General features: G+C 73.6%; 24 protein-coding genes. 6 read left to right on the top strand and 18 right to left on the bottom strand.

The window, feature by feature from the left end; all coding sequences use genetic code 11:
* Positions 1-18: 18 nt before the first annotated feature.
* The 9 genes from OJ962_RS19320 to OJ962_RS19280 are packed head-to-tail and all read right to left on the bottom strand — an operon-like array spanning position 19 to position 7,109.
* Complete coding sequence (locus OJ962_RS19320) at positions 19-171, bottom strand: lasso RiPP family leader peptide-containing protein (protein ID WP_202955611.1); 153 nt, start codon at positions 169-171, stop codon at positions 19-21.
* Between the two features lie 55 nt (positions 172-226).
* Positions 227-1,924: an asparagine synthase-related protein gene (locus tag OJ962_RS19315; protein ID WP_202955610.1), complete on the bottom strand. Its 1,698-nt coding sequence runs from the start codon at positions 1,922-1,924 to the stop codon at positions 227-229.
* Positions 1,921-2,862: a phosphoenolpyruvate carboxykinase (ATP) gene (locus tag OJ962_RS19310; protein ID WP_202955609.1), complete on the bottom strand. Its 942-nt coding sequence runs from the start codon at positions 2,860-2,862 to the stop codon at positions 1,921-1,923. The genes OJ962_RS19315 and OJ962_RS19310 overlap by 4 nt, the downstream gene beginning before the upstream one ends.
* Positions 2,855-3,115, bottom strand: a complete 261-nt coding sequence (locus tag OJ962_RS19305; RefSeq protein WP_202955608.1) for a PqqD family protein — start codon at positions 3,113-3,115, stop codon at positions 2,855-2,857. The genes OJ962_RS19310 and OJ962_RS19305 overlap by 8 nt, the downstream gene beginning before the upstream one ends.
* 44 nt (positions 3,116-3,159) lie before the next feature.
* Positions 3,160-3,966 (bottom strand): ABC transporter permease, encoded by an 807-nt coding sequence (locus OJ962_RS19300; RefSeq protein WP_202955607.1) that lies wholly within the window; start codon positions 3,964-3,966, stop codon positions 3,160-3,162.
* Positions 3,963-4,619: an ABC transporter ATP-binding protein gene (locus OJ962_RS19295; protein WP_202955606.1), complete on the bottom strand. Its 657-nt coding sequence runs from the start codon at positions 4,617-4,619 to the stop codon at positions 3,963-3,965. The genes OJ962_RS19300 and OJ962_RS19295 overlap by 4 nt, the downstream gene beginning before the upstream one ends.
* Positions 4,616-5,047: a lasso peptide biosynthesis B2 protein gene (locus tag OJ962_RS19290; RefSeq protein WP_202955605.1), complete on the bottom strand. Its 432-nt coding sequence runs from the start codon at positions 5,045-5,047 to the stop codon at positions 4,616-4,618. The genes OJ962_RS19295 and OJ962_RS19290 overlap by 4 nt, the downstream gene beginning before the upstream one ends.
* Before the next feature lie 41 nt (positions 5,048-5,088).
* Positions 5,089-6,225 (bottom strand): nucleotidyltransferase family protein, encoded by a 1,137-nt coding sequence (locus OJ962_RS19285; RefSeq protein WP_202955604.1) that lies wholly within the window; start codon positions 6,223-6,225, stop codon positions 5,089-5,091.
* A complete protein-coding gene (locus OJ962_RS19280; RefSeq protein ID WP_202955603.1) occupies positions 6,222-7,109 on the bottom strand; it encodes an FkbM family methyltransferase in 888 nt (295 codons plus the stop codon). The genes OJ962_RS19285 and OJ962_RS19280 overlap by 4 nt, the downstream gene beginning before the upstream one ends.
* 74 nt (positions 7,110-7,183) lie before the next feature.
* Between OJ962_RS19280 and OJ962_RS19275 the strand changes: the two genes are divergently transcribed.
* Positions 7,184-8,068: a beta-1,6-N-acetylglucosaminyltransferase gene (locus OJ962_RS19275; RefSeq protein ID WP_202955602.1), complete on the top strand. Its 885-nt coding sequence runs from the start codon at positions 7,184-7,186 to the stop codon at positions 8,066-8,068.
* Positions 8,061-9,122 carry a glycosyltransferase family 4 protein gene (locus OJ962_RS19270; protein ID WP_202955601.1) on the top strand — a complete coding sequence of 354 codons (1,062 nt, stop codon included), beginning with the start codon at positions 8,061-8,063 and terminating at the stop codon, positions 9,120-9,122. The genes OJ962_RS19275 and OJ962_RS19270 overlap by 8 nt, the downstream gene beginning before the upstream one ends.
* Here OJ962_RS19270 and OJ962_RS19265 read toward each other — a convergent pair.
* Together OJ962_RS19265 and OJ962_RS19260 are read right to left on the bottom strand one after the other, a co-directional pair.
* The gene (locus tag OJ962_RS19265; RefSeq protein WP_202955600.1) at positions 9,106-9,981 is read right to left on the bottom strand and encodes an FkbM family methyltransferase; all 876 of its coding nucleotides are present in this window, start codon (positions 9,979-9,981) and stop codon (positions 9,106-9,108) included. The genes OJ962_RS19270 and OJ962_RS19265 overlap by 17 nt on opposite strands.
* 18 nt (positions 9,982-9,999) lie before the next feature.
* The gene (locus tag OJ962_RS19260; RefSeq protein ID WP_202955599.1) at positions 10,000-11,469 is read right to left on the bottom strand and encodes an oligosaccharide flippase family protein; all 1,470 of its coding nucleotides are present in this window, start codon (positions 11,467-11,469) and stop codon (positions 10,000-10,002) included.
* Between the two features lie 128 nt (positions 11,470-11,597).
* Between OJ962_RS19260 and OJ962_RS19255 the strand changes: the two genes are divergently transcribed.
* Together OJ962_RS19255 and OJ962_RS19250 are read left to right on the top strand one after the other, a co-directional pair.
* Positions 11,598-12,614: a glycosyltransferase family 2 protein gene (locus tag OJ962_RS19255; protein ID WP_202955598.1), complete on the top strand. Its 1,017-nt coding sequence runs from the start codon at positions 11,598-11,600 to the stop codon at positions 12,612-12,614.
* Positions 12,615-12,624: 10 nt separating this feature from the next.
* Positions 12,625-13,491, top strand: coding sequence for an FkbM family methyltransferase (locus OJ962_RS19250; protein WP_202955597.1), 867 nt, complete (start codon positions 12,625-12,627; stop codon positions 13,489-13,491).
* Here the strand turns inward: OJ962_RS19250 and OJ962_RS19245 are convergent.
* A complete protein-coding gene (locus OJ962_RS19245) occupies positions 13,486-14,310 on the bottom strand; it encodes an FkbM family methyltransferase (protein ID WP_202955596.1) in 825 nt (274 codons plus the stop codon). The genes OJ962_RS19250 and OJ962_RS19245 overlap by 6 nt on opposite strands.
* Positions 14,311-14,378: 68 nt before the next feature.
* Between OJ962_RS19245 and OJ962_RS19240 the strand changes: the two genes are divergently transcribed.
* Entirely contained in the window at positions 14,379-15,155 is a 777-nt protein-coding gene (locus tag OJ962_RS19240) for an FkbM family methyltransferase (RefSeq protein ID WP_202955595.1), read from the top strand.
* Here OJ962_RS19240 and OJ962_RS19235 read toward each other — a convergent pair.
* The 3 genes from OJ962_RS19235 to OJ962_RS19225 form a co-directional block, all read right to left on the bottom strand.
* Complete coding sequence (locus OJ962_RS19235) at positions 15,136-15,648, bottom strand: serine O-acetyltransferase (RefSeq protein WP_202955594.1); 513 nt, start codon at positions 15,646-15,648, stop codon at positions 15,136-15,138. The two genes, OJ962_RS19240 and OJ962_RS19235, sit on opposite strands and share 20 nt — an antisense overlap.
* A 52-nt stretch (positions 15,649-15,700) precedes the next feature.
* Positions 15,701-16,996 carry a hypothetical protein gene (locus OJ962_RS19230; RefSeq protein WP_270006543.1) on the bottom strand — a complete coding sequence of 432 codons (1,296 nt, stop codon included), beginning with the start codon at positions 16,994-16,996 and terminating at the stop codon, positions 15,701-15,703.
* Positions 16,997-17,179: 183 nt separating this feature from the next.
* Positions 17,180-18,493, bottom strand: a complete 1,314-nt coding sequence (locus tag OJ962_RS19225; protein ID WP_202955592.1) for a hypothetical protein — start codon at positions 18,491-18,493, stop codon at positions 17,180-17,182.
* Between the two features lie 167 nt (positions 18,494-18,660).
* Between OJ962_RS19225 and OJ962_RS19220 the strand changes: the two genes are divergently transcribed.
* Entirely contained in the window at positions 18,661-19,587 is a 927-nt protein-coding gene (locus OJ962_RS19220; protein ID WP_202955591.1) for a glycosyltransferase family 2 protein, read from the top strand.
* Here OJ962_RS19220 and OJ962_RS19215 read toward each other — a convergent pair.
* From OJ962_RS19215 to OJ962_RS19205, 3 genes are read right to left on the bottom strand one after another with little or no spacing between them, the layout of a single operon-like run.
* Positions 19,538-20,881: a hypothetical protein gene (locus OJ962_RS19215; RefSeq protein WP_202955590.1), complete on the bottom strand. Its 1,344-nt coding sequence runs from the start codon at positions 20,879-20,881 to the stop codon at positions 19,538-19,540. The two genes, OJ962_RS19220 and OJ962_RS19215, sit on opposite strands and share 50 nt — an antisense overlap.
* Positions 20,878-22,110, bottom strand: a complete 1,233-nt coding sequence (locus tag OJ962_RS19210; RefSeq protein ID WP_202955589.1) for a glycosyltransferase family 4 protein — start codon at positions 22,108-22,110, stop codon at positions 20,878-20,880. The genes OJ962_RS19215 and OJ962_RS19210 overlap by 4 nt, the downstream gene beginning before the upstream one ends.
* Positions 22,080-23,411 carry an O-antigen ligase family protein gene (locus OJ962_RS19205; RefSeq protein ID WP_270006542.1) on the bottom strand — a complete coding sequence of 444 codons (1,332 nt, stop codon included), beginning with the start codon at positions 23,409-23,411 and terminating at the stop codon, positions 22,080-22,082. Before OJ962_RS19205 ends, OJ962_RS19210 begins: the two co-directional genes overlap by 31 nt.
* Positions 23,412-23,418 lie beyond the last annotated feature (7 nt).

Below are 23,418 nucleotides of genomic sequence, written 5' to 3'. Positions count from 1 at the left end.
GGAGGCCCCCACGCCCGCCTAGGAGAAGGTGAGGTTCGGGATCGGAGTCCCGTTCGGGAACGTCGCGTCGAGCCGGGAGCCAGAGGACTGGCCCGCGGTGATCTCGGCGAGATCGCCGTAGTCGACGACCTTCGGGATCTCGAAGGTCGGCTTGTCGTCGGTGTGCTTCACGACCCGGATTCTGGGTCAGCGGGCGCCCGGGGACAAGACGAAGAAAAGGAGGAGGTCAGCGCGTCAGGAAGGTGGCGAGCATCGCCGCGCGCCAGCTCTCGAACATCCATCCGGCCCGGCCGCGGGGGTGGGCGTCAGGGCCGGCTTGCACCTGGCGGCGCACGCGCGCCACGTCGAGATACGGCGCGAGGTCCGGGGTGAGCCGCTCGAGCAGCGCGGCCCGGTCGAGGTTGTCGAGGACGGCGTCGCCGAAGTGCGACTTCTCCGCGCGCAGGCGGACCACGTCCGGGACGTGCCCGGCGAGCGCGGTCCGCAGCAGCTCCTTGTCCCGGCGGCGATCGAAGGCGTGCTCGGGTGGCAGCGAGAGCACGGTCTCGACCAGTCGCCGGTCGGTCAGCGGGCTGGCGCCGGACACGCCCGCCATGGCCGTGACGCGGCGCAGGTAGTCGGCCGAGCCCGCCTCGGCCGGGAGCGTGACGATCAGCGCGATCCGCCGGGCAAGCCACCGGGGGCCTGGGCGCGACCGCCAGTCGAGCTGCGCCCGGCGTGCCCGCACCGCCGCACGGGCGCGCGGCGTCATCGCGTCCGCGAACCAGTCGAGGTCGGCGCCGACCCGCGCCGGCGGACGCAGGCGCGCCGGTGCGAGCGGTCCCGCCACCCAGCGGCGCGCGATGACGCGATAGGCACGCGCCGGCAACCGCTCGGGCGCGCCCGGGAGACGGTGCGCGACCCGCCGCGCGGCGGCCAGCCGGCCGTGGCGGACGAGGTCGGCGAGCAGGAACGGCTCGCACCCGAACAGCTCGTCACCGCCCTCGCCGTCGAGCACCACGTCGTGCGCCGCCGCCGCGGCCTCCAGCATCGGATGGAACAGCCCGCGGCCGGGGTACTCCTGCGGCACACCCCAGCGCGCGAGGAACGCGGCGCCGTCGGCCAGCAGGTCGCGCGGGCCGGCCGCGAACGTGCGCGACGGCGCCCCCAGCTGTCCCGCCACCGCGGCGATCAACTCCGCCTCGTCGGCCTCGGGATATTGCGGGAACACGGTGCTGACGGCCGCGGGCACCACCCCCTCGGCGATCGCCGCGGCGAGCACGGCGCTCGAGTCGAGGCCCCCGCTCAAGCGCACCGCGGGCCGTTCGGCCGCCCGCACGCACGGCCCGACCGCCTCCCGCAGAGCGGTCCACACCCGCTCCGCCGCGGCCTCGCGCCCCAGGCTCAGCGATTCCGGCGCCGGCTGCCAGTAGCGCCGCGCGCTCGCCGCGTCGAACGCGCGCCAGTGCCCCGCCGGGACGGGCGCGACGCCGGCGTACAGCGTCCGCTGGCCGAGCGGTTCCATCGCGAGCCACAGGGCCGCGGCCTCATCGTCGGTGCCCGGCGCGCCCGGCAGCAGCGCGAGCAGCTCGCGCACCTCGGACGCGAGGTACGTCACCTCGCCCTCCCGGCGCACGAAGAGCGGGCGGGCGCCGGTGAGGTCGCGGACAGCGGCGCCGCGGTCTTCGGCGGCGGCCCAGGCCAGGCCGGTGGGGACCTCGGGCGCCGGCGGTCGCCCGCGCGCGGCCCCGGCGAGCAGGGACGCGGCGCGCTCGCCGGCCGGCCCGTCGACGAGCACCGTCACGCCGTCGACCTCCAGCGGCGGTCCGCCGGTCCAGCCGAGCCACATCGCCCCGAAGCGGGCGACCGCAGTGGCCCCGGCCCGTCGCAGCGCCGCCTCGGGCCCCGCGCGGCGCCCGCCGGGATCGAGGATCGCGGCGATCATGCCGCCAGGCGGGTGGCGAGCTCCGCGGGGCCTTCCACGAGGCCCCGCGCGACCTCCACGATCTCGACGGTCTCGGCCACCGTTCCGCACGTCGCGAGCAGGTGCGCCAAGGAGGCCGGCTCGCGCGCCCCGACCAGGAACGCATTGCCGAGCAGCTGCACCGGGGTCACCCGCGCCGGCCGGATGACCGCGGCGTCCTCGTCCCCGCCGCCGAGCAGGTGCAGCCGAGCGAGTGGAAGCGCACGGGACTCGCGGGCGACGGTGTAATGGGACTTGGTCTGCCCCGTGCGACCGAGGCGGTCCCCCAGCTGCGCGGTCGCGGCCCCGAGCCGCTGCTCCTCCTGCGGGCGCAGGTTGGTGACGCCCAGGCCCGGGTGCACGAACGGCCTGCCGTCGCGCACCTCCAGGACGAGCACGTCGTCGGTCACCAGCCGGGCGCCCGCGCCGAGCACGAGGTTGACGGCCAGCGACGTCTTCCCCCACCCGCGCGCGCCCGCGAAGGCCAGCACGCGGCCGTCGAGCGCCACCGCGCTGGCGTGCAGGATCTCGTACCCGCGGTGCATCGCCGCGAACGGCAGCACGCGCCCGACCAGGAAGCGCTGCCAGCGCCAGGCGGGCACGGGCGGCGGCGCGCAGTCGATGCGCGCCGCGCCCGGGCGCACCACGCACGTGCCGAAGTAGCGCGCGCTGAGCCGATACCCGAGCTCGTCGTGCACGTCGATCGTCGCCGCGGGCGCCTCGGGGGCGCCCTCCACCAGCACCGAGCGCGCCCCCGCGCCGGCCCACTCGGCGGTCAGCGCCGCGCCCTCCACGAGCCGCAGCGAGCACTCCGGCAGCCGCTCCGTGGCCGCGTCGGGCACGAGCCCGAGCACGTCGAAGTCGCTCTCGAGCGCGAGCCCGAACGCGTGGCCCGCTCGGGCGCGGGGAGCGTCAACCATCCGTGACGACGAGCAGTCCGCGCTCGAGCATGGTCTCCACGAACTCGAGCAGGTACGGCTCGATCTCCGCCTCGGGGCGCTCGAAGTCGCGCGCGATCTCCGTGAGCGCCGCGCCGACGGACTTCTCACGGCCGAGCACCTCCACCATCCGCCCGGCCGAGGCGTTGAGCCCGTGGAACTTCTGCGTCTGCAGGTTGAGCACGACGGTCTCACTCGCGAACGAGCGGAAGACGACGTGCTCCGGGATGGACACGTTCCGAACGAGGGGATCGGTCAAAGACAAGGTCTCCGGCGCCTTTAATATTCGGTCATTGTGCCGCGCGCGCGGGCGTGCGCGAGCGCGGCCCGGAGCGCGATCAGGCTCAGGGGCAGCAATACCACGGTGAACGCGGCGAGCCGCGCGGCGTCGCCCCAGACGGACCCCTCCAGCGGGGAGGTCGCCAGCAGGTGCCGCAGGATGCCGACGGCCGGGGTGAAGGGCTGCACGTCCGACGTCCAGCGGATCCACTCCGGCAGCAGCGAGATGGGGAAGTACACGCCGGCGACCACGGAGAAGACGGTGATCATGAGCGTCACCCCCATCGTCGCCTGGCGCACGACGAAGGTGAGGGCCGCGGCCAGCAGCCCCAGTGGCGCGAACGCGAAGGCGACGAGCGCCAGCGCGGGCACGGCCGCCACGAGCTCCGGGAGCCCGGGACGCAGGTTGCCGATCGCCATCCCCATCAGGATCGTCACCATGCCCACGACCATGGCCTGCAACACGGGGTACACCGTCATGGCCACGCACGCGCGCAGGGGCCCGAAGGCGGACGTCGCCAGGCGCTCGAGCGTGCCCGCGATCTGCTCGTTGCGCAGCGTCGTGGACACCTCGGACACGGCGGCGGTGAGCACGGCCAGCCCGGCCATGCCGGTGATCACGAACGAGAAGTAGCCGTCCGAGGACCCGACGGACTCGACGACGACGAGCCGCGACACGTAGTAGAAGAGCACGACGAACACCGCCGGGCCGAGCAGGATCGAGATCCAGCGGAAGCGGTACGAGAGCAGGATCCGCAGGTCCCGCAGGACCATCGCCTGTGTGGCCCGCCACGCCGCCCGGCTCATGCCGGCACCAGCTTCCCACCCTCCAGCACCCAGTGCGCGTCGAAGTCGATGCCGTGCGCGCCCTCGCCGAACGGCTGCGCCCAGACGAGCACGCCGCCCGACGCGCGCGTGCGGGCCACCATCGTGCGCAGCAGCTCCAGGCCGACGTCGTCGAGCGAGTTCGCGGGCTCGTCGAGGAGCACGAGCTCGGGCCCGTGGAGGAACGTACCGGCCAGCCGCAGGCGCTGGCGCTGGCCCATGGACATGCGATCCGGGCGGCGGTCGAGCAGCTCGCGCAGGGCGAACGCCTCCACCATCTCGGCGGTGCGCGCGTCCTGCTCGGCCGCGGACAGGTACGCCAGCCGCGCCCACAGGTCGAGATGGTGGCGGACCTTCAAGCGCGGGTACAGCCCCGCCGAGACGACGCCGAGGTACGCCATCCGGCGCCGATAGTCGGTCGCCGAACGCTCGGGGTCCAGGTCGCCGTACCGGACCTCCCCGGCGTCGGCGCCGATCAGGCCGGCGAGGATGCGCAGCAGGGTCGTCTTGCCCGCGCCGTTGCGCCCCGTGAGCAGCGTCGAGGTCCCCGCGGGCACGTCCAGCGAAGCGCCCTCGAGCACCGTCGGGCCGCCGCGCCAGGTCTTGTGCACGCCGTGCGCTCGAAGGTCACTCACAGGCGCAGGATCTCGATGTGAGCGTCCCCGCCCGGTTCCAGCAGCGCGGCCCCGCCCGTCTCCACCCAGCAGTGGGCTTCGAAGCCCGCACCGCTCGCGACGCTGAACACGACCTCGTGGGCCAGCCCGCGCACGGCCATCAGGCGCGCGAGGACCAGCGACTGCAGCAGGCACCGGTCGTCGACGGGGAGCACGGCGAGCACCTTGACCGTCGCCCACGCCAGGTGCCGGCCCAACCCGGCGGGCGGCTGCCCGGTGGCGCGGCGCCCGCGGCTCGGCGAGCGCAGGCGCTGGAGCGTCGACGGCGCGTCGTGGCTGCGGAGCAGCCACCGGGCGCGGGCGTAGACGCCCACGATCTCGCCCGCCAGGACCAGCTTCGCGAGCGTCGAGAGGCCACCGGCACGCGGCGCCTCAATGGCAGACCTCATGGGTCCGGGGCGGTCCGAGGCGATCGGCAACGCCGCCCAAATTACCGGATGTGAGAGCGGACGGTGCGGCGAAAGACGCGCGCACTCGCCTGCAGCCACCGCAGTCCGAGCTTGGCCGGACGGGTCATCTGCTCGATGCGGCGGCCCACCACGCCGCCCGCGACGGGTCGATGCCAGCCCTCCATCTCCGGCAGCGAGATGAGCGCGTGACGCCGCAGCGTGGTCAGCTTTTCGCCCCGCGGCGCCAACGCGATGTCAACGAGCGACGCGTCGGCGCGCAGCCGGTCCTCGGAGCCGGCCAGGCGCCAGTTCGCCAGCCGTGCCGCGAAGGTCACGGCCCCGCGCCCGTCCCACGGGTCCGGCGTGGCGACCGTGCGCGCCGCGGTCGCGGCGCCCGCCTTGAGCGCGTCGGCCAGCGCGGGCGCCTCGTCGGCGACGGCCCGCAGCTCCGCGAGCACCTCGTCCTCCCCGTACCGATCCCACCAGGCCGCGATGTCAGCGGGTTGACGGAGCCCCGTGAGCCCGTCGCGCGCGTAGAACAGCAGCAGCATCGCCAGCTCGTCGGCACGGCGCAGCACCGGCCCGGGCTCGGCGCGCGCGAGGGCGCGGGCCGCGAAGTCCGTCTCGAACCAGTGCACGCGCCAGTGCAGCTCCAGGGCGGGATCGCCGTCGAGCGCGAAGTGCAGCAGCGGGAGCCCGGAGGCATCGACCGGGTCGGTGGGCTCGCCGTACCCGAGCCCGCGCGCGACCTCCACCGCCGGCCGGAGATCCTGCGCACGCACGAGCACGTCGATGTCCGAGGAATAGCGGGCAGCGGCATCGCCGTACAGGCGCTCGGCCATCAGCACGCCCTTCAGCGGCACGGCCGCGATTTCGTGGGCGGCGAGCGCGGCGAGCACCGCCATCGACGCCACCCGCTGGCGCGCGGCGGCCGCTTGGGAGATGGCCCGGACTTCGGCGAGCTCGGCGTCGAGCGTCGCCGCGAAGCGCTCGTCGGCCAGCTCGCGCAGCCTCGGAGCCGACGCTCCCGCGACCCCCAGCCGCGTCACCTCCGCGGCCAGCCGCCGCGGGTCGGCGTCCGCGAGCCAGCCGCGCGCGCGGTCACGGGTGCGGTCGCGGCCGGCGCGCGCGCTCACCGCCCAGCGGGCGAGCTCGGACTCGGCGGCATGGGCGCTCACGGAGCCTGCGTGGCGCCCGCGGACGGCTGGAGCGCCCGGGCGTCACGGACCGCCGAGAACATGGTCCGCCACAGCGTGGCCCCGGGCGTCGGGGGCGTGCTCGTGACGTCATAGCCGTCGAACAGCGCCAGGAGCGCGCGGGTGCGCTCGTCGTCCGGGTCGGCGTGGATCTCCCCGAACACGCTCACCACGTCCCGCAGGCGCGTCGTCGCCGGCAGCACGTCGAACTCGCCGCCTTCGATGTCGATCTTGAGCAGGTCCGCTCCCGCTTCGCCGATGAGGTCGTCCAGCTGGACCGCTGCGACCGTGACCGCGTGCTCCTCGTCGACCCACGCGCTTCCCATCGTCGAGCCCTGCCAGCTCTCCAGACCCTCGAAGAACGTGACGGGCTCCGTGGAGGCGCTGACCGCGGCATTGACGAGCCGCACGTTCGGCAGGCCGCCGACGTTGGCCTCCAGGACCTTGAACAGCGACGGGCTCGGCTCCACGCCGACGACCTCACAGCCCGGGAACTGCCACGTGAAGTAGAGGATCGTCGCGCCGACGTTGCTGCCGAGGTCGATGACCCGGGCGGGTGGCTGCGGCAGCGTGATGGCGTACTCGCCGTTGCAGAACACCTCTTCCAGGACGCGCAGGGCCGCGACGTCCGGCAGCAGGAAGCGGTGCCGCCCACTGGGGCCGCGCAGGTACACGGCGAGCGGGCGGCGGACCCGGCGGGTGCCAAGCGCCAGCCCCACCAGCACGATCCGCGCGCGCTCGCGCATGCCGGGCATCACTCGCGCCACGCGCACCGCAGCGCGCAGCCCCGCGGCGATCCGGGTGCCGGACCTCGCCTCGATCCGGCGGACCAGCTCGAACACGGCGTTGGACTCCGACACTCGCACCCTGCGCAGCCTATTGGCTGGTCGGCGCGGATGCGCTGAAGCCTCCCAGCCGCGCGCGCTACGCTTCCGCGCCCGTGAGCCGCCCCGCCGTGGCCTTCTTGATTCTCGCGCACCGCGGCCCGGAGCAGCTCGGTCGCCAGGCGCGGCGTCTGCTCTCGCCCCGTAGTTCCATCTATCTGCACATCGACCGCAAGACGCAGCCGGCCCTGTTCTCGGCGATCCGCGCGGCGCTGCCCGAGCATCCCCACCTGCACCTGCTCGACCGGATGTCGACGCCGTGGGCGTCGTGGAACACCGTCGAGGCGTACCTGCGCGGGCTGCAGCGGATCCTCGACGAGCCCGAGCCGCCCGAGCACATCGTCTTGTTCAGCGGCCAGGACTACCTGCTGCGCCCCGTGGAGCGGATCGTCGACTTCCTGGAGCCGTACGCCGGCCAGACCTTCGCGGCGACCTGGCCGATGCCGTCGGACGTGTACGGCCCGGACGGCGGCATGTGGCGCATCCGCTACTGGCACACGCCGATCCGCCGCCGCCGCTTCCGGATCCCGCTCCCGCGGCCCTACCCGGCGGGGGTGCGCCCGTACGGGGGCTCGGCCTTCATGGTGCTCGACCGCGCGACCGCCCAGTCCATCCTGGACTACACGCGTGAGCACCCTGAGGTGCCGCGCTTCCACCACCACGTCTGGGCCGTGGACGAGCACTACCTGCAGACGGCGCTCAACAACTGCGAGCGCTCCGGCGTCGTGATCGGCGAGCATCTGTGGCACATGGAGTGGACCCTGGGCGCGGCTCACCCGCACACGTTCACGCTCGACGACTTCGAGCGGCTCGCCGACTCGGCCCGCAACTCCTCCGAGGCCGGCGGCGTGTCACGGGCGAAGCTGTTCGCGCGCAAGTTCCACGACGAGGTCGACAGCCGCATCCTCGACCGGATCGACGAGGAGCTCCTGAGTGCCTGAGTTCGGCTTCGTGACCGAGTACACCGTCGGCCACGTGACCTTCGAGCGGCTGCTGCGCGAGGCGGCGGCCGCCGATCCGACCGTCGCGGCGTCCTGGTTTGCGATGACCTACCCGCCGCGCGGGCTGGTGGAGCGCCGCCTGCCGGGGCTGCGCTCGAACTGGTCGCTGCGCGCCAGCTTCCGCGCCCGCCGGTTGTTGGCGATGCACCGGCGCCCATGGGACGCGCTGCTGTTCCACACGCAGACCGCATCGCTGTTCTCGCGTGACGTGATGCGGCGGGTGCCGACCGTCATCTCGCTCGACGCCACCCCCGTCAACCTCGACGAGGTGGCGGTGGGCTACGACCACGCGGTCGGCGGGCGGCGGGTGGAAGCGGCCAAGCGCGCGGTCGTCGCCGGCGCGCTGCGCTCGGCGGCGGGCTTGGTGGCGTGGAGCGAGTGGGTCCGCGCGTCGCTGATCGACGACTACGGCGTCGACCCGGCGGTCATCCGCCTGATCCCGGCGGGCACGAGCGTGCCTGCCGCGCCGCCGGTCCGCGAGGCGCGGGAACGCCCGCGCGTGCTGTTCGTCGGGGGCAACTTCGCCCGCAAGGGCGGAGAGACGCTCCTGCGGGCCGTCGACGGACTCGACGTCGACGTGCACATCGTCACCCAGAGCCAGGTTGCGCCGCGCGCCGGGGTGACCGTCCACAACGACGTCCGGCCCGGCAGTGCCGTGCTGCACGAGCTCTACGCCGACTGCGACCTGTTCGTGCTGCCCACGGCGGCCGACGCATCGCCACACGTGGTGCTCGAGGCCATGGCCGTCGGCCTGCCCGTCGTCTCCACCCGCGTCGGCGCGATCCCGGAGATGGTCGCGGACGGGGAGACGGGACTGCTGACGGCGCCGAACGACACCGACGCCGTCCGCGCGGCCATCGAGCGGCTGCTCGACCCCGCGCTCCGCGCGCGGCTGGGCCGAGCGGGGCACGCGCGGGCCGCCGAGCGCTTCGACGCCGCCCGCAACGCGCGCGGCGTGCTCGACGTGATGGCGGACGTCAGCCGCGCGCGCTGACCGCGGGCACGCGGTCGCGCCGCACCGCGGAGAACACCGTCGTCCACTGGCTGTTGGCCGGCCCGGGGTCGGTGCTCACCAGCTCGGCGCCCTCGAAGAGCGCGAGCACGGCTTCGGCCTCCGGCGTCCCCGGCGCCGCGTGGATCTCGCCCAGCACCACCGGCACCTCCGCCAGCCGGCGTGAGGCCGGGAGCACGTCGAACTCACCGCCCTCGATGTCGATCTTGACCAGGTCGGCGCCGCCGTCGGCGATCAACTCGTCGAGCGTGACCGCGGCAACCTCGGTCGCGGCCTCCTCGCGCACCCAGCCGCTGACCCGCGTCGACCCCTCCCAGCTGGAGTTGCCCTCGAAGAACCGGATCGGCTCGTCGGTGGAGCTGACCGCAGCCTGGATCAGGGTCACGTTGGGCAGGTCCCCGACGTTGCGCCGCAGCACGCCGAACAGCTTCGGGCTCGCTTCCACCCCCACGATCTGCGCTTCGGGGTAGCGGAGCGCGAAGAACAGGATCGACGCACCGACGTTGCTGCCCAGGTCCAGGATGCGTCTGGGCGGATGCGGGAGGTCGACGGCGTACTCGTTCCAGCTGAACACCTCCTCGAGCACGGCCATCGCCACGCTGTCGGGGAGGACGAACTCGCGCTCGCCGTACGGCCCGCGGACGCGAACCGCGAGCGGCCGCCGGACGCGGCGGCTGCCCAGCAGCCAGCCCGCGAGGAACATGCGGGCCCGCGCTCGCCTGTCGGGCGCGAGCGCCGGGGCAGCTTTGACGCTCGCGCGCACGGTGCGCTCCAGGTCGGTCCCGGCGCGAGCGTCGACGAGGGCCAGGCCTCGACCCAGCACGGAGGCAAGGCTGTCCATGCCGGCGAGCCTAGCTTCTCAGCCCCGCCGCAACACGATCCGCCGGAAGATCGTCCAGCCCTCGAGCACCATCTCGCGGCGCACGAGCCCGAGCAGCAGGGTGTACAGGACGGCCGCGGAGACCGCCGCCGCGGCGGCGGCGAGCAGCGTCGGTCCCATCGCTGACTCGATCAGCCAGCCGATCGGCGCGACCAGCGCGGCGATCAGGACCGTCGGCGCCGCGCTGTGCACGATGCGCACCGACGGCAGCCGCGAGCGCAGTGCGCGCGTGAGGTAGACGGAATCCACGACGCCCGCCACCGCCCAGCCGATCGCGATCGCGACCGCGCCGTAGGAGGGCAGCAGCGCGAGCCCGACCGCGGCCCACGCGATCGAGTACAGGATCGTGCTGCGCAGCACCAGCCCCACCTGGTTGATCGCGGTCAGGTACGCACCGGTACAGGTCACGATCGGGCTCGAGAGCAGCAGCGCGAACAGGCACCAGGGCACGATCTCGATCACCGGGACCCACTGCGGGCCGAAGACGCTGGGCACGAGCGCCGGGGTCGCCGAGGCGAGCGTGACGACGCCCAGACCGGTCGCGCCGAAGGCCACGCGCAGGCCCTTCTCGAGCATCGGGCGCGGGTCGTCACCGGCGCGAAGCAGCCCGGCGACGGCGGGGAACGCCACGCGCCCGACCGCGTCGAACAACAACAGCAGCGGCTGCAGGACGCGCATCGTGAAGTCGAGGTAGCCCAGCGACGACACGCCGGCGACGCCCGCCGTGGTGAAGTTCAGACCCTGGGCCCGGAACTGGTTGACGAAGTCGATCGCCTGCAGGGTCGCCCCGAAGCGCAGCATCGGCTTGACGGTGCCCCATGACCAGCGCGGGCGCGGCACGCCGATCCCGGTGGCGAGCACCAACAGCACCGTGCCGGCCACGGCGCGACACATCACCGCGGCGGTCAGCGACCACACGCCGGCGCCGAGCAGGACGAGCACGACGGCGACGACGTTGTAGACGAGCATCTCGCCCACCTCGGCGCGCACCATCGGCCCGAACCGGAGCTCGCGCTGCGTCATCACCGCGGGCGCCGAGCGCATCACGTCGACCGGCAGCGAGAAGGCCATGATCCCCGCGATCAGGCCCGCCTGCCCGAGCGGCGCGCCGATCGCGAACGTCCCCACCGCGACCACGAGCGCGACCGCCAACTGAAAGCCGAACACCGCCTGCAGCTGCAGCTTGGTCGGCTCCCGCTCCTGCTGGATCAGTGCCGCGCCGATGCCTCCCGCCGTGAAGAAAGCGCCGATGCCGACGATGCTCAGCCCGAAGGCCGCCAGGCCGAAGTCGGTAGGGGTGAGCTCGCGCGCCAGCACGACGCTCGCCGCCAGCCCCATCCCTCGAATGGCCAAGCTGCGCAGCGCGATCGCGAGCACGCCGGTGAACGCGCGCCGCCGGAGCTCCTGGACCGAGTCCCCGCTCCCCAACGGTGGTTCGATCCCCGTCATCGGCAGGGTCTTTCCACGGCCGAACCAGTCGGGGGCGAGTGCGGGGTCGGTTCGGCGACGGAACGAGAGTACAAAGCGCGTGTGAACGGCCTGCCGATGGCGCTCGACCGCGCCAGTAGACTCGCGCCGTGGGCATCTCAGTGGTCATGGCGACCTACAACCGGCGCGACCTGCTCGACCGGGTCCTGCGGCCGCTGCTCGACGATCCGGCGACCGACGAGCTGGTCGTCGTCGTGGACGGGTACGACGACGGTTCGATCGAGTACCTCCGGGAGCTCGCCCAGAGCGAGCCGCGCCTGCGGCCGATCTGGATCGAGAACAGCGGAGCGGTGAAGGCGCAGCAGACCGGGGTCGAGGCGGCCACGGGCGAGGTCGTGCTGGTGATCGACGACGACGTGCTGGCCGACCCGGGCCTGGTGAGCGGTCACGCCCGTCACCACGAGCAGGCCGACGACCCGGGTCTGGTGGTGGTCGGCTACATGCCCACCCCGAAGCCCGAGAAGCGCGGACCGGGCTCATTCACCTCGTTCCTCTACCACGACGTCTACGAGTACCGCTGCGCGTCGTGGGAGGAGGGCGCGCCCGTACTGCGTGGCCTGTGGGGCGGGAACGTCTCGCTCAACCGCGAGGCGCTGCTGGCCGCGGACGGCATCGGCGGCCGCTATGTGCTCCCCTACCACTACGACTGGGAGCTCGGCCTGCGGCTGCAGCGGTGCGGGCTGTACGGGCGCTTCGACCGCGCGCTGAGCGCGACGCACCTGCACAGCCGCTCCTATGAGGCGTTCCGGCGCGAATGCCGCGCGCAGGGCCGCGCCTTCTGGCTGATCGACCACATGCACCGCGCCGTCATCACCGAGGACCAGATCCAGAAGCGCTTCGACGATCGCCGGCCGCTGCTGCGCTGGTTTCTCGTCGCGACGGACCGCCCACGCATCTACAAGGTGGGCACGACGGTCATCGATGCCGCGGTCCGCGCAGCCGGCAAGCTGAACCTGACGGTGACCGAACGGCGCCTGGCCTCGCTGCTCGGGCACGTCGAGCGGCGCCGGGGAGAGTACGAGGGCAGCGTCGTCTATGGCCATCCGGTCCGCTGGGAGCCGCCCTTCACCGTCCCGGCGCGCGGTGACCGCGCTCCGTCCGTCTAGGCTCGAGCGCATGGAGTCGCTGCGTACCGCGCTCAAGCGCGTGATGCTCCGGGTCGACCGGCGTCTCGGGACATCGCTGCAGCGCAGCGTGGAGGTCGGGCGCGGCGCGGCCGCGGCGGTGGCGCCCGACAAGCCGTCGGCGGCGTGGATCGTCGCCGCCTCGGTGCTGCTCGCCCTGCCGTGGTGGCGCTGGGCGCTGCGGATCCGCGTGCGGGGACCGCAGGGCCCGACGTGGTTCACGGTCCCGGACTGGGCCGCGATGCGGGTGTTCGAGGAGGTCTTCGTCGAGGCCGAGTACGCGGCCCCGGTCGCGCTGCAGCCGCGCCGCATCGTCGACCTGGGCAGCAACATCGGGGTCTCGATCCTGTTCTTCGCGCTGCGTCACCCCGGCGTCCCGATCACCGGCGTCGAAGCGAGCCCCACCGTGTTCAAGCGCCTGCAGCGCAACGTCGGATCGTTCCCGGGTGTGACGCTGCGCTTCGGCGCCGTGACCGCGCACCCGGGCCCGGTCGTGTTCCACGAGGGCGGCGCGAGCTGGTCGGGTTCGACGCGCCTGTCCGAGCACACCGGCGGCGGGGAGCAGGTCGAGGTGCCCGGGTTCCCGCTCGACGAGGTGCTGGCCGCGGGCGACGTGGACATCCTCAAGGTCGACATCGAGGGCGGCGAGTTCGACGTGCTGCCGGCCTCGGAGCGCATCCGTGACGTCGCGCTCGTGATGGGCGAGATCCACGCCACGCCCGGCACGCCGGAAGCGGATCAGGTGCTCGCGGTCTTCAAGGACTTCGACGTGCGCAGCACGCAGTTCGACCCCACCTGGCAATGGGAGCACTTCACGATCTTCTCGGCGGTCAAGCCCCGCGCCTCCGTGCCGTCATAGCGCGGCGTGCAGGTCGTACCAGCCGAGCGCGCGGCCCGTCAGCCGCGTGTGGGCCCTGCGGTAGGTCGCCGCGGGCCGTGAGTGCTCGCGGCGGCCACCGAACCCGGCCAGGTCGTGCTGGGACCAGAGCGCGGCACCGCGGGCGACCGCGACCGGGAACGGACGCCACACGCCCGGCGTCTCCTCGCCGAACGGGCCACTGGAGTCCTCCGAGAAGCGCTGGTCGACGTAGCCGCCCTCGCGCGCCGGGGGCGCCAGCCGGATCTCCGGGTGCCGGCGCTGGTCGACGTACTTGAAGCGGCGGTACCCGAGCGCCCACAGGTGGGCCAGCTCGTCGAACGCGTCGGCGTAGGACGCACCGCCGACGCTCACCTTCGATTCCAGGGAGACGTACGCGGGCCGGTCGTCGAAGCGGTGCAGCGCCCGCACGCACAGCATGTCGAGCCCTTCGATGTCGATCTTCAGGTAGTACGGGATGCCGACGTCCGCGAGCAGCTCGTCGAACCGCACGGCGGGCACGTCGACCGTGCGATAGCGCGTGCCGAAGGCCTCGTTGCGGCGTACGAAGTCCGCGTCCAGCGAGCTCCAGATGGTCGCGTCGTCGGAGACCGACAGGGACGCCGTCCCGGTCCGCTCGGCCACAGCGACGTTGAGCACCCGCAGGCGCCCCGCGGCGATCGCGCCGGCGAACCGCTCCTCGGCGGCGCGTGCGAGCACCGGGTTGGCTTCCACGGCCACCACGTCGAAGCCCTTGTCCAGGTAGTACGCCGTGTCCTGCCCGACGTGCATGCCGGCGTCGATGATCAGGTTCTCGTTCAAGGCTCGCCTCTCGGGTTCGCCTGAAGCGGCGCCGCCACTGGTCGCAGCGTATCCGACAGACTGCGCGCATGACCGAGGGGCTGGGAGTTCTCGAGGCGGCACGGACCCGGGCCAGGGCGCGCGCCGAGCGGCTCGTGCGCGGATGGCTGCGGCGGCGGGGCCTGGCGATCGTCGCCCACTCCCCCGACGAGTACGTGCACGCGCGCCGCGCCCGGGTGCTGGCCGAGCACGGCGTGGACGTGGTGCTCGACGTGGGCGCCAACACCGGGCAGTACGTCGGTCACCTCCGCCAGGAGGGCTTCCGCGGGCGCGTCGTGTCCCTGGAGCCGGTGCGCGCCACGTTCGAGCGGCTGCGCCAGGCGGCCGCGAGCGATTCGCGTTGGGACGTCCGGCACGCCGCGGCCGGCGAGGCCGCCGGCACGCTGGAGCTGCACGTGTACGCGGACTCCGTGCACAACTCGGCGCGCGCGCCTTCGCCCGGCCGTCCGATGCCGGCGCGGATCGGCAGCGAGACGGCGCCCGTCATCACGCTCGACAGCCTCAGCGGCGACGTCTGGAGCGCCGGCGACGCGATCGCGCTCAAGATCGACGTCGAGGGGTTCGAGGGTGAGGTGCTGCGCGGCGCGTCCTCGCTGCTCGAGCACGTCCGGGTCGTGGAGGTCGAGCTCTCGACCGTGCCGCTGCACGAGGGGCAATGGCTGCTGCCCGATGTGGCCTCCTACCTCTACGCCCGCGGCTTCGCGCTCACGTCGCTGCGCCCGATCTGGACCGATCCGGGCACCGGCGCGCTGGTCCTCGCCGACGGGATCTTCGAGCGTCGCGACGCTAGTCGCGCGCCGGGATGATCCGCGCCGGGTTGCCGACCGCGGTCGCCCCGGGCGGGACGTCGACCAGCACGACGCTCATCGCGCCGATCTTCGCGCCGCTGCCGACCCGGACGCCGCCCAGGATCTGCGCGTAGGCACCGATGTCGACGTCGTCCTCGATGACCGGCACGGGGCCGCCGGGACGGCGGTCGCCGATCGTGATCCCGTGGCGGAGCGTGCAGTTGGCGCCGATTCGCGCCTGATCGTGGATGACGATCCCGCCGAAGTGGTAGATCCGGCAGCCCGGCCCGACCGGCACGCTCTTGGGCAGGCTGATGCCGGTCACCGTCTCGACGATCCGGTAGGCGAGCCAGTAGCCCTTGACCGCCACGCGTCCGCGAAAGCCGCCGAGCGCGTCAGCCCAGCGCCCGTACCGGTGCACGGCGAGCACGTAAGCCGACTGGTCCCGGATCCACGGGCGCTTCGGGTAGCGCTTGAGGTCCTCGCGCAGGGCGTTCCACTCGTCGGCCATGGGTGCACGGCCGATGTTATGCGGTCGATGCGGTCCGAAGTCGTCCGGCGGATCAGCCGGAAGCGGTGAAGCGTGCGTGCCGGCGCGCCCGGACCGCTTCCTCGGAGGCCACCCGGCAGCGCCGCTTGGCGGTGATCGTCGCCCGCCGGCCGCGCGCCTTCGCGCACAACCGCTTGGCCTTGGCCTGCGCACGGTTCGCCTTCGCCTTCGCCTTCGCCTTCGCCTTGGGCGAGGTCACGGTCGTGGCCGTGGCCGGCGGGGTGGCTGCGGGTGCGGGCGGCGCCGGCACCGGCTGCGCGACGGGCGGCACCACCGGGGCCGGCGCCGTCGCGTCCGCGGTGGGCGGCACCACCGGGGCCGGCGCCGTCGCGTCTGCGGTGGGCGGGGTCTGGACTGCGGGCAGCACCGGCGGAACGAGCGGCTGGCGGAACACGCTGCGGTCGGGGACGACCGCCTGCATGTGCGACCACGGCATCTTCTGCATGATGAAGTGCGGCCAGTCGTTGAGCAGCTCGGGCCACGGGTTGTGGCCGTATTGCGCCGGGTCCTCGCCGAAGATCGTCACCGCGCCGGCCTGGTCGCGCACGATCAGCCCGTGGTCCTGCATCGCCTGCGCGAGGATGCGCTCGGGCCGCGTGAGGTTCAGCGTGTCGAGATCCAGGGCGGGGTCGATGCGGAAGCGCGTGCCGGCCGGGATCGCCTCAGCGCCGTCCGCCACGCCGTCGGTGCGCTGCGCCGGCCACACCCAGTCCGCGCGCTTGGTCTGCGGAATCGACAGCGCCAGCGCGTGATCGATCCGCCCCGCCCGCATCTCCGCGATCGTGATCAAGCCGCCGAGAAGCGCCAGGCTGGTCGCCGAGCCCCCGAACGGATGGTCGAAGTATCCCGGGTTGCGCGAGACGTTCTCCATCTTGCCGCCCCACACCGCGTGCCAGCCGTCGGACTCCCTGCGAGCCCGCCAGAACTCCCACAGGGTGTCCGTCAGCGGCTGGTAGACGACCAGGTGCGCGTCCGAGTCCGGCGAGGGCGCCGCGTGATCCGGGATCGGCACCCGCTCCAGGTCGGCCTGCAACGGAGGCGAGTAGGTCTCCAGCTCGACGCGCACGTTGGGCTGCGTGAGACCGACGGTGTAGACCGGCACGCTGAACTGGGTGGTGTTGATCCACACGCCGCCGGGTCCGGCGGCCTGGCGGCGCAACTCACCGACCAGCGCGCTCGAGTTCGGCGCGAGCGGGGCGTTGGAGGCGAGCGGCGCCTCCCACACCGAGTCGACGCCGAACGGCGCCGCCGCGGCCGGAGAAGCGGCGACGAACGCGAAGCCACAGCTGAGGACGAGCGAGCGCAGCACAGCACGGCCGCGACGGTCGGAAAGTGGGTGCATGGATGGTTGAGCGGGGGGCAGGGGCGGAGCCGGCACGGCCCCGCGGAGGGCGGGTTCTGGACGCTTTATGAATGCGTCCTGCAGCGTCCAGGGGACGATACCCGGAAGTGCATCCCCAACCACGGCCGATACAGGAACGGCGTCAAACGCTCAGGGCCGCGCCGCCCGCCGGACGGCGATCTTCGCAGTCGCGCACGCTCGTTTGGACTTTCGGCTCGCGCCCTTCGCCTTGGCCTTCTTGCACGCCGTGGCCATCCGGGCCCTGGCCTTCGCCGCCACCTTGGCGTTGGTCTTGGCCGGCTTGGGCGTGCCCGGCTTGGGCCGGACCGGGGCCGGCGTGCCCGCGGGCGGCACCGGCGGCGCCGTGGTCACGGGCGGCGCCGTGGTCACGGGCGGCGCCGTGGTCACGGGCGGCACGGGCGGCGCCGGGGCGTCCGGGGTGGGCGTCGGCGGCACGGGCGCGGGGGTCGGCGTGGACGTGACGGGTGGCGTGGGCGGACGTGGCACGAGCGGGTCCGACGGCGCGCGGAAGACGCTGCGGTCGGGCGCCACCGCCTCCATGTGCTCCCACGGCAAGCTGTTCATCAGATGGTGCGGCCAGTCGCCGAACAGCGACGGCCACGGGTTGTGCCCGATCGACAGCGGGTCCTCGCCGAACAGGATCACTGCGCCGGCCTGGTCGCGCACGATCATGCCGTAGTCCTGGATCGCCTGCGCGATCACGCGCGCCGGGCGGGAGAGGTTCAGGGCGTCCAGGTCGACGTCCGGGTCGATCCGGAAGCGGGTGCCCTCCGGGATCGCGTTCGGACCGGTCGCGATGCCGTCCCCACGCTGCGCGGGCCAGACGACCTCGCTCTGCTTGGCCTCGCGGATCGAGAGCGCCAGCGCGTGGTCGATGTGCCCGGCGGCCAGCTCTTCGGGCCGGATCAGCCCGCCCATCCAGGTGAGGCTCGTGGCGGTCGCGCCCCAATGCCAGTCGAAGTACCCCGGGTTCTGCGAGACGTTCTCCATCTTGCCGCCCCAGACCGCGTGCCAGCCGTCGGAGGCCTCGTACATCGCCCAGAACTCCCACATCGTGTCCGTGGAGGGCTGGTAGACGACCATGGCGGCGTCGGTCCCGGCCGCGGGACGCGCGTGCGACGGGATCGGCACCTCGTCCCAGTCCTGCTGCAGCGCCCAGTACGGCGTGTCGGCGATGACGCGCACGGTCGGCTGGTCCGGGCCCACGACGTACACGGGGGTGCTGTAGTCGTCGGTGGCGATCCAGGTGCCGCCGGGCATCCGCGTCTGGCGTTGCAGCTCGGCGACCATGCCGGCCGAGTTGGAGGCGAGCTCGGCGTCGTCGGCCAGCGGCGTGTCCCAGATGTTGCCCGAGGCGAACGGGCTGGCGGCGGTCGCGCCGGACGCGCACAGCATCAGCGCGAGCAGGGCCAGGCAGGCGGAAGTGAGGAGGCGGGAGAGCATGGGAAAGGAGGGGAGCGGCCCGCCGGTTGTGTCGGCCACCGGCGCGTTGCCAGTGAGCTCGCGGGCTTCTTGTTTCGATCTTCGTCCGGAGCGCCGAAACCCTTTAGCGCCGCCACCCCCGTACATCACGCGTCAGCGCGTGAACATCTGGCGCTAGCATCCGGCCCTTGACCGCGCTCGGCGTGTCCGTCGTGATCCCGGCGTTCAACCGCCCCGAGATGACCGCGCGAGCGGTGCGCAGCGCGCTCGGCCAGCGGCCTGATCCGCCGTTCGAGGTCGTGGTCGTCGACGACTGCTCCACCGACCACACCGGGGCCGCCGCACGCGCCGCCGGCGCCCGCGTCATCCACCACGCCGTCAACCGCGGCGAGGGCGGCGCCCGCAACACCGCGATCCGGGAGGCCCAGCAGCCGTGGGTGGCCCTGCTGGACTCCGACGACGAGTGGCTGCCCGGGCACCTGGCGGCGCTCTGGCCTCTGCGCGACGACCACGTGGTCCTCGGGAGCACCGCGGTCGCGACCTGCGCGGACGCGCCGCCGCGGCTATGGGGCCGCGAGCGCAACACGCCGGAGGCGCTGCGCTCGCCCGCGGATCTGCTGCGCGCGGGCAACGCGCTCGTGGCGAGCAGCGTGCTCGTCCGCCGCGACCTCGTGCTCGCCGTCGGCGGCTTCCGCGAGGACCTCCGGATGGGCGCCGACCTGGACCTGTGGCTGCGGGTGCTCGAGCGCGGCACCGGGCTCGTCAGTCCCGCGGTGACGGTGCGCTATCACGTGCACGCCGACCAGGTGTCAGGAGACCGCGCGGCGTTGTGGCTCGCCCACCGTGAGATCGTCGACACCTACGCGGACCGTCCATGGCACACGCCCGCGCTGCGGGCGCACGTCGAGGGCTATCTGCTGTGGAACGAACTGCGCTCAGGGGATCGCGCGACCGTCGCGCGCTGTGCGGCGCGGTTGACGACCGACCCGCGCAGGCTCGCCGGCGTGCTCGACGTGGTCTCGGCCCGCGCGCGGATGAGCGTGCGCAGCTGGCGCTATCGCAGGGTCACCGCGCGACGCGCTGGCGGGAGTGCGTCCACAACTGCGTCCGGGTGACCTGCAGCTCCCGCCACGGGAAGCTGCGCAGGATCTCCCAGGCGGCCGGCTCCATCGCCTTCAACCAGGGATCGGAGCCGATCGAGGCGGGGTCCTCGGCGTAGAAGATCACGACGGGCGCGGTGTCGCGCACGTAGATGCCGTAGCGCTGCGCGGCCCGAGCGAGAAGCTTCACGAACGCCGGCGCTTGGAGCGCGTCGACGTCGAAGGCGGGGTTCAGCCGGAAGCGAGCGCCCTGGGGAATCGCGTCCACGGAATCGATCTGGCCGTCGGATCGCTGTGCCGGGTAGCTCCAGACATTGGCGCGGCTGCGTGGGATCGCCATGCCGAGCGCGTGGTTGATCTCCCCGCGCACCAGGTCGGCCCGGGTGATCGTCCCGCCGGCCATCGTGAGGCTGGTCGCGGTCGAGCCCCCGTGAATCCCGCCGGGGTCGAAGAAGTAGCCGCGGGACCGCGAGGCGCGGTCCATGCGCCCACCCCACTGCGCGGTCCAGCGGCCCTTGACCTTCTCGGCCACCCACAGCTCCCACATCGTGTCCGTCGCCGGCTGCCAGACGACCATCTGGTGGTCCGTGCCCCCACCCGCGCGCGCGCCGGCGGGGATCGGCACGCCCTCGGCGAGCTGCGCCGCGACCGCCTTGCCGAAGCCGGCGCGGCTGCCAACGAGCTTGACCGGGACCCGCGGCTGGTTGGCCGGGACCGTGTACAGCGGGCTGCTGTACTCCGTCGTGGCGATCGTGGGCGGGGTCTTGGCGGCGAAGTTCTCGTCGACCTGGTTGGCGAGGTCGGCCACCCACTGCTCCGAGCGCGGATCCAGCGGCGCGTTCTCCACGCGCTGGTTCCAGATGGCGCTCGGGCCGAAGTAGCGCCCGCAGCGAGGTGGCTGCGGGGCCAGGGTCCGGCTGCGGCGCGCGACCACCCTCCCGCTGCGCGCGCGCAGCACGACGCTGAGCCGGGCGGGCCGGCACGCGCGCAGCAACCGCGCGGCGCCCGCCGGGATGCCGACCTGGACGGCGTGCACGTCGGAGGTTGACAGCTCGGCGCCCGTGAGCGAGATCGGGTCCTCACCCCTCGGCGTGACCGTGGCCTCCAGGGTGCCCGGCCCGGGCGCGCGGACGAACACGGGCACGCGGGCGACGAGGTCGACGAGGCTGGTCGGCGCGATCGTGAGGCGCTCGGGGGCGCGGTCAGGCGCGCGCGGCGTCGAGGGCGCCTCGTCCGTCCGGGTGACGGCCCACCCGACCGCGAACGCCAGCAGGCCGAGCGCGACCACTCCCGCGACCGCGCGCCTCACCGCTGCGCGGCCTCCGCGAACAGGCGCTGCAGGACACCGGCCGCCGTCCGGACGTCGAACTCGGCGGCGACCTTCGCCTGCCCGGCCCGGCCCAGCCGGGCGCGCAGGTCCGGTTCCCGGACGACGCGGCGGAGCGCGTCGGCGAACGGCTCGGGCCGGCCGGGCGCGACCAGCAGCCCGGACTCGCCGTCGTCCACGAGCTCGGGGACGCCCATGATCTGCGTCGTCACGACGGGGAGCCCGGACGCCATCGCCTCCATCAACACGACGGGCACCCCCTCGGCGAACGACGCCAGGCAGAACACATCCGCCGCCCGCAGCCGCTCCGTCACGGCGGGCGCTCCCAGCGCCCCGGTGAAGGTGACGGGCAGCCCGCGCGCCCGCGCCTCCAGCGCCGCGCGTTGCGGTCCGTCGCCCACGATCGTCAGGCGCACCGGCTCGCCCTCGCGCACGAGCGCGGCGACCGCGTCGATCAGCACCGCGAAGCCCTTCATCGGCTCCAGCCGCCCGATCGCCAGCAGCTCCACCACGTCGCGCACCTCCCGCGCCGGGGCGGCGTAGCGCTCGGGTTCCAGGCCGCAGTGGACGATGTGCAGCTTGTCCCAGTGCGCGGGCTCGACCAATCGCATCAGCTGCGCCCGGCAGAAATCGCTGATGCAGGCGACGAACGCCGCATCGCGGACCTTGTCGGCGATCGCGTAGCGCTCCACCGCGTCGAACTCCAACGGGCCGTGCATGGTGAAGCTCCAGGGCTTGCCGAGCAGGCGCGCGGCCAGGAGTGCGACGGCCGAGCCGACGGTGGCGAAGTGCGCGTGCACGTGCTCGGTCCCGCGCCGGTGCAGCTCGTCGGCGAGCAGGCCGGCCTCGGCGAAGTAGAACAGCTGCCACAGGCGGTTGCGCAGGCCGGGCGCGCCGAGGCGCACGGCCTGGGCAAGCGTGCGCACGTAGCGCCGGGGCCCGCGCCGCCCCCAGCGCGCGTGGGCCCGCAGCAGCGCGGCCGGCGCTGCCGGTAGGACCGCGAACGTCTCGGCCGCCGCCCGCCGGTCCTCCTCGCTCAACAACCCGGTCTCGGGCGTGCGCCGGATGGTCACCGTGTCGATGGTGGCCCCTGCCGCACGCAGCGCCGCGACCTCGCGCGCGACGAACGTGTGCGAGACCTTCGGGTACTCGGCGACGACGTAGGCGAGCCGCGGCGCCGTCACGTGCGGCTCCAGCAGATGCCAGCCCACAACCACAGCACCGAGTGGCAGAACGCGTAGTACATCGGCGTGAAGTTGGCGACGACCAGCCACCCGATGGCGACCGCGATCAGCCCGGCGCGCCAGACGCCCAGGTCGGGCGGCCCGCGCCGACGCAGAGCGCCCCCGATCGCGATGGCCAGCGCGGCGATCCAGGCGACGAGCACGAGCGCGCCCAGTTCCGCGCCGTTGGCCAGGAAGACGTTGTGCGGGCGGCTCACCGCCCCGGTCCAGGCCCGGTCGGGCGCGAGGCGGAAGAAGGTGTTGATGTTCTCGCGGTAGCCGCCCCACCCGTACCCGGTCAACGGGCGCTCGGCCAGCATCCGCCAGGTCGCCGCATTGGAGTTCAAGCGGTCCCACACCGGGCGCTGGTCGCGGACCCGGTCTTCCGCCCGCGAATTGAAGCCGGGCACGGTGGCGAAGATGACGAACACGGCGACGCCGGCGGCGGCGAACGTCGGAAGCACCCATACGCGCAGCCGCCGCTGGGCGAGCATGGCGATCAGCGTCCCGAGGCCGGCGGCCAGCCACACCTGGCGTGTGAGCGCGAAGACGATGCCCACGCCGCACAGGCCGATCACCGTCGCCAGCAGCACGTGCCGGCGTTTGTCCGTGGCCAGCAGGACCGCCGCGGCCACGGCGCAGAAGAACATGCTCAACCCGTTGGCGGCGGCTTCGGCGAACGGTCCGCGCGCGCGGCCGTAGTGCAGCCCGACGGTGGGGTCCAGGATGTAACGCGGGAAGATCGCCCAGTTCCAGTTGAGCGTCTCGGCGAGCGCCGTGATCCCGAGATAGGCGCCCACGCCGGTCAGCACGCACAGCAGCAGCCGGCGTTCCCGCGGGGTCCCGAACGCCGCCGGCGCGACCCAGAACAGCAGGAACGGGACCACGCCCAGGTTGTCCACGAGCGCGAAGAACGGCCCGTTCTGCCGCCAGGTGCCGGCGAAGTAGGCCGACACGGCGGCGATGAGGAGGATCCCGGCGAGCCACAGGTCGATGCCCCGCACCCGCAACCGGGCCGTGGGTGAGCGCAGCTCGCGCACGACCACGGCGAGGACCCCGGCGACGATCACGACCCGGTCGAGCCCGATCGGACTGCCGAGATCGCCGAACCGGCCGGACGCGAGGCTCAGGATCAGCCCGGCGCTGATCGTCAGCGCCGGCGACAGCCACGCGGCGAGCGCCACCCCGCCGGTGAGCGCCGCCAGCCCGGCCAGGACCAGGAAGCCGTCAGCGGGTCCCGAGCGCACGCCGGCCGCCACGGCGAGGCAGAGCACTCCGGCCGTGCCCACCGCCACG

The sequence above is a fragment of the Solirubrobacter deserti genome (assembly GCF_027587175.1).
GTDB classification, from domain to species: Bacteria; Actinomycetota; Thermoleophilia; order Solirubrobacterales; family Solirubrobacteraceae; genus Solirubrobacter; species Solirubrobacter deserti.
Note: the sequence above shows the minus strand (reverse complement) of the source record. Positions and strands in the feature narration are given on the sequence as shown.